The sequence below is a fragment of the Paenibacillus chibensis genome, from assembly GCF_004001045.1.
Taxonomy (GTDB): Bacteria; Bacillota; Bacilli; order Paenibacillales; family Paenibacillaceae; genus Paenibacillus_AQ; species Paenibacillus_AQ chibensis.
In genome coordinates this window covers 36,957-52,737 of sequence record NZ_BIMK01000020.1, presented here as the reverse complement: position 1 = coordinate 52,737, position 15,781 = coordinate 36,957, and the positions used below count along the sequence as shown (strand labels likewise).

The 15,781-nt window shown below is 51.0% G+C and carries 13 protein-coding genes; 11 read left to right on the top strand and 2 right to left on the bottom strand.

Going from position 1 to position 15,781, the window contains the following annotated elements; all coding sequences use genetic code 11:
* The first annotated feature begins 169 nt into the window (after positions 1-169).
* The 6 genes from PCH05_RS16610 (at position 170) to PCH05_RS16585 (ending at position 8,227) form a co-directional block, all read left to right on the top strand.
* Positions 170-1,105: a carbohydrate ABC transporter permease gene (locus PCH05_RS16610; protein WP_127603887.1), complete on the top strand. Its 936-nt coding sequence runs from the start codon at positions 170-172 to the stop codon at positions 1,103-1,105.
* Between the two features lie 14 nt (positions 1,106-1,119).
* Positions 1,120-1,953 (top strand): carbohydrate ABC transporter permease, encoded by an 834-nt coding sequence (locus PCH05_RS16605; protein WP_127603885.1) that lies wholly within the window; start codon positions 1,120-1,122, stop codon positions 1,951-1,953.
* Between the two features lie 152 nt (positions 1,954-2,105).
* The gene (locus PCH05_RS16600; RefSeq protein WP_127603883.1) at positions 2,106-3,461 is read left to right on the top strand and encodes an ABC transporter substrate-binding protein; all 1,356 of its coding nucleotides are present in this window, start codon (positions 2,106-2,108) and stop codon (positions 3,459-3,461) included.
* A gap of 161 nt (positions 3,462-3,622) precedes the next feature.
* Entirely contained in the window at positions 3,623-5,398 is a 1,776-nt protein-coding gene (locus tag PCH05_RS16595) for a cache domain-containing sensor histidine kinase (RefSeq protein WP_164766680.1), read from the top strand.
* Positions 5,373-6,959 carry a helix-turn-helix domain-containing protein gene (locus PCH05_RS16590; RefSeq protein WP_127603879.1) on the top strand — a complete coding sequence of 529 codons (1,587 nt, stop codon included), beginning with the start codon at positions 5,373-5,375 and terminating at the stop codon, positions 6,957-6,959. Before PCH05_RS16595 ends, PCH05_RS16590 begins: the two co-directional genes overlap by 26 nt.
* A gap of 149 nt (positions 6,960-7,108) precedes the next feature.
* Positions 7,109-8,227 (top strand): mechanosensitive ion channel family protein, encoded by a 1,119-nt coding sequence (locus PCH05_RS16585; protein ID WP_127603877.1) that lies wholly within the window; start codon positions 7,109-7,111, stop codon positions 8,225-8,227.
* 71 nt (positions 8,228-8,298) lie between these two features.
* Here the strand turns inward: PCH05_RS16585 and udk are convergent, their stop codons facing one another.
* On the bottom strand, positions 8,299-8,934 hold the full coding sequence (gene udk, locus PCH05_RS16580; protein WP_127603875.1) for a uridine kinase: 636 nt from the start codon (positions 8,932-8,934) through the stop codon (positions 8,299-8,301).
* Between the two features lie 387 nt (positions 8,935-9,321).
* On the opposite strand from udk, the gene PCH05_RS16575 reads away from it, so the two are divergent.
* The gene (locus PCH05_RS16575) at positions 9,322-9,660 is read left to right on the top strand and encodes a DsrE family protein (protein WP_127603873.1); all 339 of its coding nucleotides are present in this window, start codon (positions 9,322-9,324) and stop codon (positions 9,658-9,660) included.
* 210 nt (positions 9,661-9,870) lie between these two features.
* Here PCH05_RS16575 and PCH05_RS16570 read toward each other — a convergent pair whose 3' ends face one another.
* Complete coding sequence (locus tag PCH05_RS16570) at positions 9,871-10,191, bottom strand: winged helix-turn-helix transcriptional regulator (RefSeq protein WP_127603871.1); 321 nt, start codon at positions 10,189-10,191, stop codon at positions 9,871-9,873.
* A 295-nt stretch (positions 10,192-10,486) separates the two neighbouring features.
* On the opposite strand from PCH05_RS16570, the gene zwf reads away from it, so the two are divergent.
* The 4 genes from zwf (at position 10,487) to PCH05_RS16550 (ending at position 15,556) form a co-directional block, all read left to right on the top strand.
* Entirely contained in the window at positions 10,487-11,992 is a 1,506-nt protein-coding gene (zwf, locus tag PCH05_RS16565) for a glucose-6-phosphate dehydrogenase (RefSeq protein ID WP_127603869.1), read from the top strand.
* A gap of 67 nt (positions 11,993-12,059) precedes the next feature.
* Positions 12,060-12,953, top strand: coding sequence for a phosphogluconate dehydrogenase (NAD(+)-dependent, decarboxylating) (gnd, locus tag PCH05_RS16560; RefSeq protein WP_127603867.1), 894 nt, complete (start codon positions 12,060-12,062; stop codon positions 12,951-12,953).
* A 31-nt stretch (positions 12,954-12,984) separates the two neighbouring features.
* Positions 12,985-13,650 (top strand): fructose-6-phosphate aldolase, encoded by a 666-nt coding sequence (fsa, locus tag PCH05_RS16555; protein WP_127603864.1) that lies wholly within the window; start codon positions 12,985-12,987, stop codon positions 13,648-13,650.
* 238 nt (positions 13,651-13,888) lie between these two features.
* Positions 13,889-15,556, top strand: a complete 1,668-nt coding sequence (locus tag PCH05_RS16550; protein ID WP_127603862.1) for a DUF4091 domain-containing protein — start codon at positions 13,889-13,891, stop codon at positions 15,554-15,556.
* Positions 15,557-15,781 lie beyond the last annotated feature (225 nt).

Genomic DNA, 15,781 nt, shown 5'->3' with positions numbered 1-15,781 from the left:
CATTCATGGCGGAGACACTCCTTTTTGCTTATACGTTCATATCATCCGGGTCCGGATTCCGTACAGAAAAAGTAAATATATTTTCATATCGGTCATTTTCATTTCTTATTCGCTGCGGCGAAGTTCGATATGATTTCTGTATGAAACTCTGTCGAATGGGGTGCAATCTATGAACAAGACATTAGCGGAGACGGGCAAGCAAGCGCAGGCCGCGGCCGTACGCCGGAAAAGGAGACGGGGGGATAACTTATCCGGGTACCTTTTTATCGGACCCATGCTGCTCGGATTAACCGTGCTCACGATTATCCCGACCATCATTTCGCTTATTCTCAGTTTTACGGACTGGAGCTTTATCGCTGGGCTGGACAAAATTAAATTTACGGGGATCAAGAATTACTCGCTGCTTTTCCATGATCGGGTATTTCTCATTTCACTAAAAAACAATCTGGTTTTGCTGCTGGTCGTGCCCATTCAGCTCATCATTTCACTGGTGCTGGCTGTCGTCATCGATAAGCTGGTCTACTTTAAAAGCTTTTTCAAGGTCATTTTCTTTATGCCTTACATTTCCAGCATCGTTGCCGTAGCCATCGTTTTTCAGCTTCTTTTCCACCCTTCCTACGGACCCGTGAATCAATTTCTCAAGGCGCTGGGCGTGAAGAATCCTCCGATCTGGCTGGCCGACGTCCATTATGCGCTGCCCTCCGTCATGATCATCATGGTATGGGTAGGCATCGGCTTTAGCCTCATCGTGTATATGGCTGCGCTGCAATCGATACCCAAGGATCTCTATGAATCGGCGGATATCGACGGGGCGGGGACATGGACCCGGTTTACGAAGATTACGTTCCCGCTCGTTTCGCCGACGACGTTCTTTCTCCTTGTCACGGGCTTTATCAGCACCTTTAAATCGTTTGACATCATTAAGGTACTGACCGAAGGAAGGCCGGCCTACTCCACGTCGGTCATTACCTATTACCTGTATACGACGGCATTCGAGAACCTGAAGACGGGATACGCGTCCTCCATGGCCTGGTTGCTGTTCGGATTCGTGATGCTGATCACTCTTTTTCAATTGTACGGACAAAAAAAGTGGGTTAACTATTAGACGCGGGGTGACGTATGCGTAAACAGAACATCATCGGCAGGACGATGGCCACAATCCTTATGCTCATGGCCGGAATGGCTTTCGTCACGCCTTTTCTATGGATGATCTCGGCTTCCTTCAAGCCGGAGATTGACGTATTTAAATATCCGATCGAGTGGATTCCGAAGCATTGGAATATCGTAGACAATTACCGCGAGGTGTGGGTGGGAGAGCATCCTTTTTATGTTTATTATTGGAATACGGTGAAGGTTAGCGTGTTGACCACGCTGATCTCCCTGCTTTTTTCCAGTATGGCGGCCTTCGGGTTTTCCAATCTGGAATTCAAGGGCAGGAACGCCCTGTTCGTCGTCGTGCTGATGACGTTCATGATTCCAAGCTATTCGATTATCGTGCCTCAATTCATGATTTTCAAGTGGCTGCATCTCTTTGACAGCCATCTGGGCTTGATCCTGATCGGCTCGTTCAGCGCATTGGGAACCTTCATGCTGCGGCAGTTTTTTCTCGGACTTCACAAGGATTATCTGGATGCCGCCAAAATGGATGGGGCCGGAAATGCCAGGATTTTCGTACGGATTGCCGTACCGCTGGTCCGGCCGGCGCTGGCAACCTACGCGATTCTCCGGTTCATATGGACCTGGAACGATTATGCCAACCCGCTGATCTTCCTGCGCAGCGATTCTCTGGCGACGATCCAAATCGGCATCCAAAAGTTTGCATCGGAGAGCGGGGCGTATTATTCGCTTATCATGGCCGGCACCGTCTCTGCGATCCTTCCGCTTATCGTCATCTTTGTGCTCGGGCAAAAGCAGGTCATCGAAGGCATCGCGCTCGGCGGTGTAAAAGGGTAAAAATAATTCCTAATAAGTAAAAATAGAGACTCGAAAGACCTGAGAGAAACGCGGTAAATTTAGGGTGCTGGCAAAAATGGTCAAGGGCAGTCAAGCCCCGGCTCATTCTATATAATGAAATAGGCTCATTGACTAGGGGAGGTTTATGCGAAATGGGGAAAAAATGGTTGTCGGTCCTGACGGCCGCGCTGGTTGCATCGAGCGTGCTGGCGGGCTGCTCAGGCGGTTCCAACAAAACATCGGCAACGGAAAACGCCGATTCGAAAGGTAATGCGCCAACAAGCACCACGGAGCCCGTGAAAATCAAGTTTCTCGGCTGGGAAAAATCATCTGTTTATCAGCCTGCTATCGACGCATTCGAACAAAAAAATCCGGAGATCAAGGTCGAGTATGTTCCGCTGGTGGAGAATGACTCCAACGAATCCATCAAAAAGATCGACTTGATGTATGCATCCGGAGAAGATTTTGACGTGTTTACCTTGAATTCCGCGCCGGCATTCAGCCAAAGAGCAGCGAATGGCATGCTGGAGCCGCTGGACGACTATCTTTCCAAAGAAGGCGTGAAATACGAGGACGAGTATAAAGCGGAGCAGCAGAAGGTGAACGATAAGAGATATTCGCTCCCAGGCAAATTCGGCCCATGGTTTATCCTGCTGAATAAATCCAAGTTGGACGAAGCCGGCTTGCCGGTACCGACAAACTGGACCTGGGACGATTTCAGGGATTACGCGAAAAAGCTGACGAAGGGCGAAGGAGCGGGCAAGACGTACGGCGCGCATTTCCATTCCTGGAAAGACTACTTCCTGCTGAACCTCTACAGCGCTCCCGAAAATCAAGGCATCATGAAGGATGATGGCATCAACCTGAACGCGGACAATCCGCTCATGAAAAAATCGCTGGAGCTTCGCTACGAAATGGAGAAAACGGATAAATCCTCAACGCCGTATCAGGACGTCATCACCCAGAAGATCCCATACCGCGACCAATACTTCCAGCAAAAAGGCGTGATGATGCCGATTGGACCTTGGATGATCTCGGAAGCCGGGGGAACGGAGAAAATTCCGGCGACTTTCGTATCGGCCTTCGCTCCTTGGCCTACCAACAACAAAGGGGACGACATCTATTCTTATGGGGGAGCCGATCCGCTTGTCGTGTCCTCCAAATCGAAGCATAAAGAAGAATCCTACAAATTCCTCCGTTATCTCTCTACGGAAGGTATGGTTCTGACGAAGCAGTTGTCTGCATGGAAAAAGGCTGATCTCGATAAGGAAGTGGATGAGATCATATCCTCCACCCTATCACCGGATAAAATCGACAAAGCTTCTCTGGTCAATACGCTCAGCGTGACCAAGCTGCCGGTACCGCCAGTTACCGTTTCCTATGCGGCTGATTTGGAAAACGCATACATTGCCGAAGCCGATAACTACATTTTGGGCGTGACCGATATTGATAAAACGATGGAAAACATCAAGACCAACCTCCAGAAAATTATTGATGCGAATAAATAGTTAGAATTTTATAATGAAAAGGGGATGGTACATCCCCTTTTTTTTAACATGATAGAATGTTATTTAACGGGGTCCCCGCAAAGTACCTGAATGGACTTCGGAGCAGTGCCCCACGTTGTGGGGTTATTTTGTTGTTTGGCGGAGGGAGGCACCAGCTGGCGATGCGATTTCCTATATGGAGCTGGAGGCAGAAGCTCATCATCACGTCACTCTTATGTCTTGTTCTCCCTTCGGTCATTACCTTGGTCCTGACGGGATTGTATACGAAAAACGAGCTGAGGAACAAGGCCGTCGACAAAGCGGAGCAATCGCTCGAGGTGGCGGATCTCTACGAATCCAACATTATGAAGGATATGGTCAACGCCTTCAATTCGATCCAATACGACAGTGAAATGATTACGGATCTGCGCGTGGCCTGGAATAAATATAAGAAGGACAACACCGGGGCCGTCGATTTTTTCTCCTTCAAGCAAATTACCGAGAAATTGGACCGCATTACGTTTTTCGGCGGCAAGACGTACGTTACGATTCTGCTGCCCGGAGGCCTGTATTTCAGTAATTATTCGACGTATAAAAATGATTTGAAATATATGTATGGGGAGCCCTGGCTTCAAGAGCTGTCCAAAGAGCCGACGAATACGACATCCTGGATCGGAACGCAGCCGAATTACGTCCGTTCGGATGCGGATCAGGCGCCGAATCTGGTCACGATCGCACGCACGTTCCAGCTCTATAATAGCAGCGTCAAGGCGTATATCATACTGAGCAAGCCGGAAGAACAGTTCAGCCAGATTTTCGCCAAATACGCGTCCGACCAGGTCATGATGGTGCTGGACGCCCATGGCACCGTCATCTCGCATACCGATCCGCAGCAGATCGGCCAAACCTTTCGGCCCCGGAATGCTTCTTCCGGCGCGTTTGACATCGTGAAATGGAACGGGCTGGAGTATATTTCCGTCACACATGCGCTCCCGTTTGCCAATTGGAGCATGCAAAGCCTGACGCCTTATGAAAGCGTTACAAGCCGCATCGGCAACCTGTTCAGCTACGTATTCGTGCTGCAAATCATCTTCTTCCTCCTGTTCGCCATCGTGCTGTTATATTTCCTCAATCAGTGGACCAAGCCGATCATGAGACTGGCCCGCACGGCTGCGAAGGTGGAAAAGGGACTGCTGCAGGAACGCTCCAAGGTGAAAGGGCGGGACGAGATCGGCCATCTGGGCCTGGCTTTTGACAGCATGCTTGACCGGGTCGGGGAGATGATCCACCAGATCGAATGGGAGCAGTCCCGCAAGCGGATGGCGGAGCTGGAGCTGCTGCAGGCCCAGATGAATCCGCATTTTCTGTTCAATACCCTCAATTCCATCCGCCTGCAGGCGATCCTTAGCGGGGAGCCGGCCATTGCCGACAATATCGGATCGCTCTCCACGCTGCTGCGGATGACCATTAACCGCAACAATGAATTCGTGCCGCTGCATGAGGAAATCGGAACGATCGAGCATTATATGCGGCTGATGAATTTCAGGCACAGCGAGGGGGTCGAGCTGCATACCAACCTGGCCTCGGATACGATCCTGGAATCGATTCCCCGCTTTACGCTGCAGCCGCTCGTCGAGAACGCGTACATACACGGGCTGCAGCAGAAGCAAGGCGTAATTTCCATTTCGGCATGGAAGCAGTCGGGCTCGATGCTCATTGAAATCAAGGATTCCGGCATCGGTCTGTCGGAGGAGAAAATACAGGAGCTCCAGGGCGGATCGCCGGTATCCGGGATCGGACTGAAGAACGTCAAGGAAAGACTGCAAATCATATACGGCGACGCATTTTCCATGGAGATGAAAAACAGCTTGCCGGGCTCGGGCTTAATTCTTATGTTAAAGATTCCATTAACGGTCAGAGAGGAGAACAGGGATGTATCAGGTCATGTTGGTCGATGATGATGTGATGGTGCTGAATTTTTTGGAAAAGCTGGTTCCGTGGCAGGAATTGGGCTTCGAGCTGGCAGGCACATACACCAATGCGCATGATGCGATCCGGATGAGCGGCGAGCTGGTTCCCGATCTGATCATTACGGATATCGGGATGCCGGTGATGGATGGCCTTTCCTTCATCAAGCAGCTTCAGGCCGGAGCCGTGAAAACCCGGTTCATCATTTTGTCATGCCATGACGAGTTTCACTTTGCGCAGCAGGCCGTGCAGCTTGGGGTCCAGGATTACATTCTGAAAGAGTCACTGAGCCTGGACGGTATGAGAGACATCCTCGAAAGGGTCAAAAGCAGGATCGACGACGACCTTCATCTGAAGCTGCGTGTGGATCGCTTGCATGACCAGGCCCATCGCAGCCGCGAAGCGATGAAGGAAAAGTGGCTTCGGAATCTGCTGTCGAGCCCCGTTCTGGAGGACGCAGCGCTCTATGAACAGCTGCATGAATATGGTCTGAACGTGACGCTGGGACATTTTATTCCGGTTTGCTGCAGGATCCACCGTTTTCATGATGCCATCGGCCGCTATAACAGCGAGGAAATGGTGAAATTCATTGTGGAGAATGCCGCGGGGGAGCTGCTTCGCGAAGAGCCTGACGTCATCTTTTTCAGCTATTCGTCCCAGGAGTTTTTTCTGCTCTGCGCTTGCCGGAAGGAGTTGGTCACAAATCCCTACGATACGATGGCGCGGATTTCCAAGCACCTCCAGAAGGCTTTTGCCAAGTATCTGAAAATCGAGGTGTCGGTCCTGATCGGCGCAATGGTGGCCGGAGCCGAAGGCATGAGGCGGGAGCTGTCCCATTTGCTTGCTTCGGCGGATGGCTTTTTCTACTCGAGCGGTCCTGTCATCCTGAAATCCTCTGAGCTGGAGCCGAAGATGCGGGAAGAGGATCTCTTTCTCCATTATGCTGAATATAGCGAAAAGCTGAACCGTCTGCTGATCGAGGAAAATGGCGATATCGACTCGGTCATTGCGGGGTTCTTGGCGTTCATCGAAAGCCGGAAATTCCAGCCCTCCATCGTGAAGCAATTCGTCTGGAAGCTGGCGCTGGATCTGCAGCTCAAACTGAAGTTCAGCCTGCATTACGACAAAGAAAAGGTTCAGCACGACATCGGACAAATGTTGAATGTGAGCGAGCTGCGGGACTGGCTCCTGAAGTTCATGAAAGAGGCGGTGATCCACGCCGAACAGATTTCCAAAAAGAGCAAGAAATCAGAGATCATCGACGCCCAGAAATACGTCCAGCTGAACCTGCACCGGAAAATTACGCTCGAGGAAGTGGCGGACCGTCTGCATCTGAATCTCAGCTACTTCAGCAGATTGTATAAGAAGGAGACCGGTGAGAACTTCATTGAGCATGTCACCCGGATGAAGATGGAGAAGGCAAGGCTGCTGCTGCTCGATCCGGATCATACCGTGGAGAAGGTGGCGCTCATGCTGGGCTACGACAATAAAAGCTATTTTGTAAAGCTGTTCAAGCAGCATTTCGGGGTATCTCCGAGCCGGTACGTGTAGATTGCGCGAAAATAGATAGCGACTACAACAGGGCATCCTTGCGGATGTTCTTTTTTGTGCTTTGGATCAACGCGCAATCATGCATGCATTTAGACATCCGTGTGCAATCAATGATACAATAGGTACTTCATTTTCAAGGGGGTGTCGCCATGAACGTTTGGGAATGGGCCGGAGATCTTTACCGCCAGATCCGATGGATGGACGTGCTGATCGCCTTCGGCATTATGGCTGTATTTTTTATTGTGAACCGGCTGCTGGTAACCTATGTATTTTCAATGATCAACAAGAAATTCAAAGCCGAAGAGAATGCGCTGATGTGGAGGCAAGCCTTCGAGAAGCCGCTAAGGCTGTTCCTCATGCTGCTTGGCGTGTATTGGGGCTTGAAATATCTCTTGCCGGGCGGCTGGTCGACAGCCATTATGCTGGACCGGTGGTTTCGGAGCGCGGTCATCATTCTGACCGGTTGGGGGCTGCTGGTGCTGTCGAATCAATCCTCCTTTTTGCTCGAGGAAATCAGCAAGAAAATCCGGCTGGACGATTCCAGCATGCTGATTCCTTTTCTGTCCAAGGTGCTTCGGTTCGTCGTCTTCGTGCTGATCATTACGCTGGTTGCATCCGAGTGGGGCTTCAGCATGAGCGGCGTCATTGCGGGCATGGGTCTTGGCAGTCTGGCGATCGCGCTGGCCGCTAAAGACACGCTTGGCAACATTATCGGGGGCATCGTCATCATTTTGGAAAAGCCGTTTTCCAAAGGAGACTGGATTCTGACGCCAAGCGTGGAAGGCTTTGTGGAGGACATCACCTTCCGCAGCACGAAAATCCGCACCTTTGCGGATGCCTTCGTGACGGTCCCCAACGCGACCCTGTCAGGGCAGCCGATCACGAACTGGAGCCGGATGGGCAAGCGTAGAATCCAATTTACATTGAACGTGGCGCTGGACTCGGACCGGGAGCGGCTGGATGCGGCCACGACGCGCATGGAACGGATGCTCCGGGAGGATGAACGAATCGATCCGGCGACCATTATGGTTAAATTTACGGAATTCCAGGAAAGCAGTCTCGGCATCATGTTCTACTTTTTCACGAAAACGACCGTGTGGGCGGAATATTTGGCCATTCGCGAGGACATCAACCTCACGGTGCTGGAAGTGCTGGAAGAAGAGGGCGTCCGGCTGGCTTATCCATCGCAGCGCGTATTTCTCGAGGAGCTGGGCGCGGAGAGCGGACCCGCAAGGGAGTTTCAGAGCATTTCAACCGCGGGGCATTGAATGAATAGCTCCTTATAAAAAAACGTCCCCAGACGCATCATGGGCCTGCGGGACGTTTTTTATATGTCGTTCTAGTAGTCGGACCAATCCCGGTCACCCGAGAGAAACTTTTCCGTCAGAATCGACAGGAGCTGGATACCGACCTCGTTCTGCCCGCCTTCGGGGATGATCAGGTCGGCGTATTTTTTGGACGGCTCGATGAAGGCTTCATGCATCGGCTTGACCGTCGTCAGGTACTGCTGGTGAACCGATTGGATCGAACGGCCTCGCTCCTCGATGTCACGGACGACGCGGCGAAGGATGCGCACATCGGGATCGGTATCGACGAACACCTTGATATCCAGCATGTCGCGAAGCTTTTCATCCGACAGGACATGAAGGCCTTCGATGATGACGATATTATTCGGTTTAAGCTCCAGCGTTTCTGTCGTGGAACGGGCATGAATCGTGAAATCATATACCGGCGCATAAGCCGTTTCACCTGCCCGAAGCTTGGAGAGGTGCTCGATCAACAGCTCATTATCAAAGGCGAACGGATGATCATAGTTGTTCAGCGCCCGTTCCTCCAGCGTTAGATGCTTGTTGTCTTTATAATAGTTGTCCTGGGATATAAACGTAACTTTTCCCGTACCAAGACGGTCAATGACAGAGCGGGCTACCGTCGTTTTGCCGGAGCCCGTCCCGCCGGCGATACCAATAATGAGCATGGCGTGTATATAAACCTCCCTGATTTAAATGCCTGTGCAATTCCAGTATTGTAGCACAGCATGCGCTTTTTTTCACCATGGAACCACACAGAATGGCGAAATGGGTAAAAACTGCCGCGAATACTTCTGATTTCCGCTTCCTCCATCGCCCCATTCGCCACTTGGTATGTACTTCTGCAGAATAGCGATCCGCGGCAGAGCAAGCGTATATTTATTCTTTATTCAGCTCTCTGGCTTACTGTCCGGCCGGGTTATTCCGGGTGTAATTCTTCATGCTTATGTCCTGTCGGGGTTCGTCGTATCCTTTCTTCTGAGTTGCTCTTTTGCCATACGTGGGATATCGTTGAAGAGATAAAGACAGAATAAGGACGGAAGGGAAGGATTCAGATGCAAAGCAAAGTGATTTTTCTGACAACAGACAGCCTGGGAAACGGAGAACGGGAGCTGGGAACGCAAATTCTGGAGACGTATTTCACGCTTCTGAAGCAGCGTGAGCAGCTGCCTGCGGCCATTTTTTGCGCGAACCGGGGCGTGCTTGCCTTGACGGAGCAGTCTTTGGCATCGGTTCATCTGAAGGAGCTCGCCGACAAAAACGTACAGGTGCTGGCCTGCGCCACATGCGTGGACTATTACGGTATCCGGGAGCAATTGACCGTCGGAGAAATTTCCAGCATGGGGCATTTTATGGAGCTGGCGGATAAATATGAAGTGCTGACGCTTTCCTAGTCAGGGTTGTAACCATATGAACGCTGCCTGCTTACGGCTCTGCATCTCTCAGAGATGCAGAGCTTTTGTTGTGATTGGAGGAAGAATGTCGATGACAGCTTGTCTGGTGCAGGAATGAGATATGGCTGTGCGATGATTTCGCAATATGTATAAAAATACATATTTTATTTTGTAAACGCTAACAGAAATGCGTATCAGGGCAGTCCGCGCCTAGTACCATTTCTCAGCCCATTCTTCGACGGCGCGTAAAGCCCGACCCAGTTCGGTTCCTTTTCGGGTCAAGGAATATTCGATGCGAACCGGGCGGTCTGCGATCACGTTGCGGACGATGATGCCGCCATCCTCCAGCTCCTTGATCCGTTCATTCAGCATACGCTTGCTGAGATCGGGAATATAGGCTTGAATCTCACTAAAGCGTTTGGGCTCCTCCATCAACGTGTGAATGATGAGATTTACCCACTTTTTCCCCGTGATTTGATATGCCATTTCGACTTTCTCGCATAATGGGTTTTCACGTTTTCCGTCGTTCATTGTACTCACTCCTCTGTACCAAGGTTACTAAACATAATTAAGTTACTACATCTGCAATACAAGGCAATATGATGTTTGTCACATGATGATTGTAGAACATCATATCACGGAAAACGCTATCATTAAAGCCCCGCGGGCACCGTTCATAATTTGGACAAAAAATGTTTGACAGCGCGGAAAAATGGGTTTAATATTGCCCATGTTAAGTTATCGGGTTATTTAAAGTAACCAAATATGCAGCGTAACGCTGCTGCCGGCAGCTAGATGTTTTTTGGTGGGAATGGAGGAATATACTGTGGACAATATGTCATTTGTTTTGTTTGGAGGCACAGGGGATCTGGCTAAGAGAAAAATCTACCCTGCTTTATTCAACCTATATATAGATAATAAAATGCCCGAGGCATTTTCGATTGTTGCTTTGGGCAGAAAAGAACAGTCCCATACGGATTTTCAACAGGTCGTGGCGCAATCGCTGCAGACGTTCTCCAGAAGAACGGCAAGCGATCCGGCTGTCGTTGAATCCTTTTTGCAGTCGATTCGTTATTCTTCGCTCGACGCAGGTAACATAGAGGACTTTCATAAGCTGCGGACTCTCGTGGAGTCCCGGGAGCAAGAGCTTGGCATACCGGAAAACCGCATGTTCTACCTGTCGGTCGGACCGGAATTTTTCGACGTGATCGCGCTGAGCATCAAAGAAAGCGGGCTCGGGTCGACAACAGGCTGGAAACGGCTCATTATCGAGAAACCGTTCGGACGCGATTTGAAATCGGCGCGCCATTTGAACGAGCAGCTCAGCAAAGCTTTTGACGAAAGCGAAATTTACCGCATTGACCACTATCTCGGCAAGTCGATGGTGCAAAATCTTGAAATCCTCGAATCCTCAAATCCGATTCTGAAGGCTCTATGGTCCAACCACCATATCGCCAACGTCCAGATTATCGCGAGCGAGATCGTCGGCGTTGAAGAAAGAGCCGGTTACTACGATCATTCCGGAGCCATCCGGGACATGGTTCAAAACCATATGCTTCAGCTTCTGATGATGATCAGTATGCGTCTTCCGCGCAAGAGCGACGCGAGCGAAGTCCGCATGAAGAAAAGAAACGTCATGGAATCCCTTCGTCCGCTGCACATGGAGACCATCGCGAAGAACGTCGTCCGCGGCCAATACACCGCCGGAGAAATTCAAGGAAAAGCCGTACCGGGCTACACCAGCGAGCCTAACGTGCCGACAACGTCGAAGAACGATACCTTTATCGCGCTTCGCCTGTGGATCGATAATTACTTCTGGAGCGAGGTTCCTTTCTATATCCGTACAGGCAAACGCATGGCGGAAAAATCTACGCGAATTGTCATTGAATTTAAAGAGCCTTTAAAAGGACAAACTACCACAAGCGACCCGAATTTGCTGGTGATCGAAATTAATCCGAATGAAGGCATCTTTATTCAATTAAACAAAAAAGATCCGCTGAACACAGAGAAGCTCGAACCGATGCGCGTAAACTTCTTCTCAAGCGGTAAGGATCTGCCGGAAGCTTACGAAAACCTGATTTTCGATGCCATCCGCGGCGACTCCACCTTCTTCGCCCATTGGGACGAGGTTGAGCTGTCCTGGGAATACGTGCAGCCGATCCTCGACGCATTCGAGCAGGATCTGATTCCGCTGTCTTATTACCCTGCAGGCTCCAACGGTCCGGAAGCATCCGAGCAATTGGTGCAGGCCGACGGCTTCCAGTGGTGGCTTGATCAAGCCCCTGCGGCTGCGCAAAAGAAAGACGAGAAGGAATTGGTAACGCAAGCCTGATCTTCAGGGAATCATACGGGTTAAATCATAATAGATAGATTAAAAAGCATGGTGTGGAGGTAATAACATGAAAGTCGGATTAATTGGATTAGGTAAAATGGGTCTCAACCTGGGACAAAATCTTTTGGATCATCATCATAACGTGGTTGCTTTTGACCTGAATACAGCTGCGGTTGAAGAACTGACGAGCAAAGGCGCCGAAGGTGCGGCAAGCTTGAAGGAGCTCGCTTCCAAAATGGAATCTCCGCGGATTTTCTGGATCATGGTTCCGCATGGCGTCGTTGATTCCGTCATCGATGAGCTGGTTCCGGTTTTGTCGAAGGGCGACATCGTGATCGAAGCCGGGAACTCTCACTACAAAGAGTCCATCGCCAGATACAACAAGCTCAAGGAATTTGGCGTGAGCTTCCTTGATGTGGGTACGTCCGGCGGGATGGAAGGCGCACGCAACGGCGCTTGCTATATGATCGGCGGGGACGAAGAGGCCTGGAACATCGTTGAACCGATCTTCAAGGACACCGCAGTTGAAAATGGCTACCTGTACGCAGGTAAAGCCGGCAGCGGACACTTCCTGAAAATGGTCCATAACGGCGTGGAGTACGGCATGATGGCTGCCATCGGCGAAGGCTTCGAAGTGCTGGAGAAAAGCGACTTCGATTATGACTATGAGAAAGTGGCGCGCGTATGGAACAACGGTTCCGTTATCCGCTCTTGGCTGATGGAATTGACGGAGCAGGCTTTCTCCAAGGATGCTAACCTGGATGGCATCAAAGGCGTCATGCAGTCTTCCGGCGAAGGCAAATGGACGGTGGAAACCGCGCTGGATCTGCAAACCGCGACTCCGGTCATTGCACTGTCCCTGCTGATGCGTTACCGTTCCCTGGAAAATGACTCCTTTACCGGTAAAGTCGTTGCAGCGCTCCGCAATGAGTTTGGCGGCCATGCCGTAGTCAAAAACTAAACTTTCTATACAAACTGGAGGTAAGTGAATCATGAAATTTTTCATCGATACTGCGAATCTGGAAGACATTAAAAAAGCATACAAAGTCGGCGTATTGTCGGGTGTAACAACGAACCCTTCCCTGGTTGCCAAAGAAGGCGTGAAGTTCGAGGACCGCATTGCTGAAATTTTGCAGGCCGTTCCCGAAGTTGAATCGGTATCTGCCGAAGTGACTCCGGATGCGTTAACCGCGGAAGATATGATCGCACAAGCGGAAGAGCTGATCAAGATCAACGGCGGCGACAAAAATATCACGATCAAGCTGCCGATGACCCTCGACGGTCTGGAAGCTTGCCGCTACCTCACCAAAAAAGGCGTAAAAACGAACGTGACCCTGATCTTCACCGTGAACCAGGCGCTGCTTGCCGCTCGTGCAGGCGCAACGTACGTGTCTCCGTTCCTGGGACGCCTCGACGATATTTCGGAAGACGGCGTTCTGCTCGTGTCCAAAATCGCTGAGCTGTTCCGCATTCATAACCTGGACGCGCAAATCATTGCCGCTTCGGTCCGCCATCCCGATCACGTTACCCGTGTCGCCATGGCCGGTGCCCACATCGCAACGGTACCGTTCAGCGTTATCGCGCAGCTTGCCAAACATCCTTTGACCGATCAAGGCATGGAGAAGTTTGCGGCTGACTGGAAAAACGTGACGAAATAATAGGCTAATCCCGTTCAAATTGTAAATAGATTAAAACCGCATGGTAAGGTCCGAAAGGCGCCGTTCCTGCGGTTTTTTTTGTATGTTTGGGAATGTAAAGAAAATAACATAAAACAAAACAAAATCGTGCATAGAAACCAAGAGAAGAGTTGGTTATAATCTTTGCTGTAAGCGTTACCGCAAATGGATGAACGCCGGCAGAGCCGGGACGGTGAGAGATGAAGGGAGGATGCAGTATATGACGCAACAATTGGAGACAAGAACGGTCCATTCTTTGATGAAAATATTTCCCGACGAGGATTTGGCAGTTCATGCCGTCGCTCAAGGGGCGGCGCTCCAAAACGAGGTTTTCTCGTATCAGGTGGCCTATCGGTCGCAGTATTGGATTCCGTCGATTCATGTGAAGGTCGAGTCCGAAATCGGAGATTACATCACGCTGCGCAGCGTCGGTCTGTCGCCATCGGAGTACCCTGTGCAGGGCGACCATGACGACAACATGCTGCGGACCACGCCAGGCCTGTATCCGGATCCGCTGCTGCCGCTGAGCGGCGACGGCGTGCGTGCATATCCGGCGCAGTGGCGTTCGATTTGGATTACGGTGAACCCTGAGAACGAGGTCAATCCGGGCCTCTACCCGATCGTGGTGCGTTTCGTGACGGAATCGGGAGAGGAGCTGGCAAAGGAACGCTTTGAGCTGGAAATCATCGGGGCACAGCTGCCCAAGCAGCAGCTTCTGCATACGCAGTGGTTTCACACGGATTGCCTGACAACGCACTACCATACGGATGCGTTCAGCGAAAGGCACTGGGAGCTTCTGAAGCAGTACATACAAACCGCGGCGGATCACGGCATCAATATGCTGCTGACGCCTCTCTTCACGCCTCCGCTCGATACGGAAGTCGGAGGGGAACGTCCGACCGTGCAATTGGTCGATGTCGAGGTGACGGGGGAGAATCAGTACGCTTTCGGGTTTGACCGCCTGAGTAGATGGGTGGAGCTGTGTAACGAATGCGGTATCGAGTATTTTGAATTCTCGCATCTGTTCACGCAGTGGGGCGCGCATCACGCGCCGAAAATCATGGCGACCGTAAACGGCGAAACGAAGCGGATCTTCGGCTGGGAGACGGACGCGTCGGGCGAAGCCTATCATACGTTCCTGAACCAGTTCCTGCCGCAGCTGGTGGACTGGATTCGGGAGAATGGGCTGGAGAAACGCAGCTATTTCCACATTTCCGATGAGCCGACGCTGGATCATCTGGAATCTTGTGAAAGCGCCCGTAATATCGTCAAGGATCTGCTCGAGGGATTTCCCATCATCGACGCGCTGTCGGATTACGACTTTTATGAAAAGGGTTTGGTGGAGAACCCGATTCCGGCCAACAATCACATCGAGCCTTTCCTGGAGCATGGGGTCACACCGCTGTGGACGTATTACTGCGTATCGCAGTACAAGGACGTATCCAACCGCTTCTTCAGCATGCCGTCGGCGCGCAACCGGATTTTGGGCTACCAGCTGTATAAATACGATGCGGCGGGATTTTTGCATTGGGGCTTCAATTTCTGGTATACGCAGTATTCGAAGCAGGTCATCGACCCGTTCCGCGTGACGGATGCAGGGGGCGCCTTCCCTTCCGGCGACGCCTATCTGGTATATCCGGGCGAGGACGGTCCGATCGAATCGATCCGGATGGAGGTTCTGTACGAGGCGCTGCAGGATTTGCGCGCGCTGCGTCTGCTGGAGGAACTGATCGGGCGGGATGCCGTGCTTGCGGCGCTGGATGAGGGCCTAGAAGAGCCGATCACCTTCAGCCGTTACCCAAGGGACGCGGCATGGATTTTGTCCAAACGGGAGTGGATCAACGGGCAGATCAAAGAGCATATCCATAAAAGCACGGTAATTTCGTAAACGTATTTGGTTTTTAAAGACTTCTTCCATAGTCCGCGTCCGGAGTCATCCGGAGACGGGCGGGAGAAGTCTTTTTTACATGGAAAAACCACTAATTTTGATATGAAAAGGAAGCTAATTCCTGGGGTGTTTTTATCAAAAGCGCGCGATTAGAATAAAAATATATCCTCCGGGAGCCCATACTCGTAAACGCTTACATAGATGATCCTGATCCATCGTATCCTA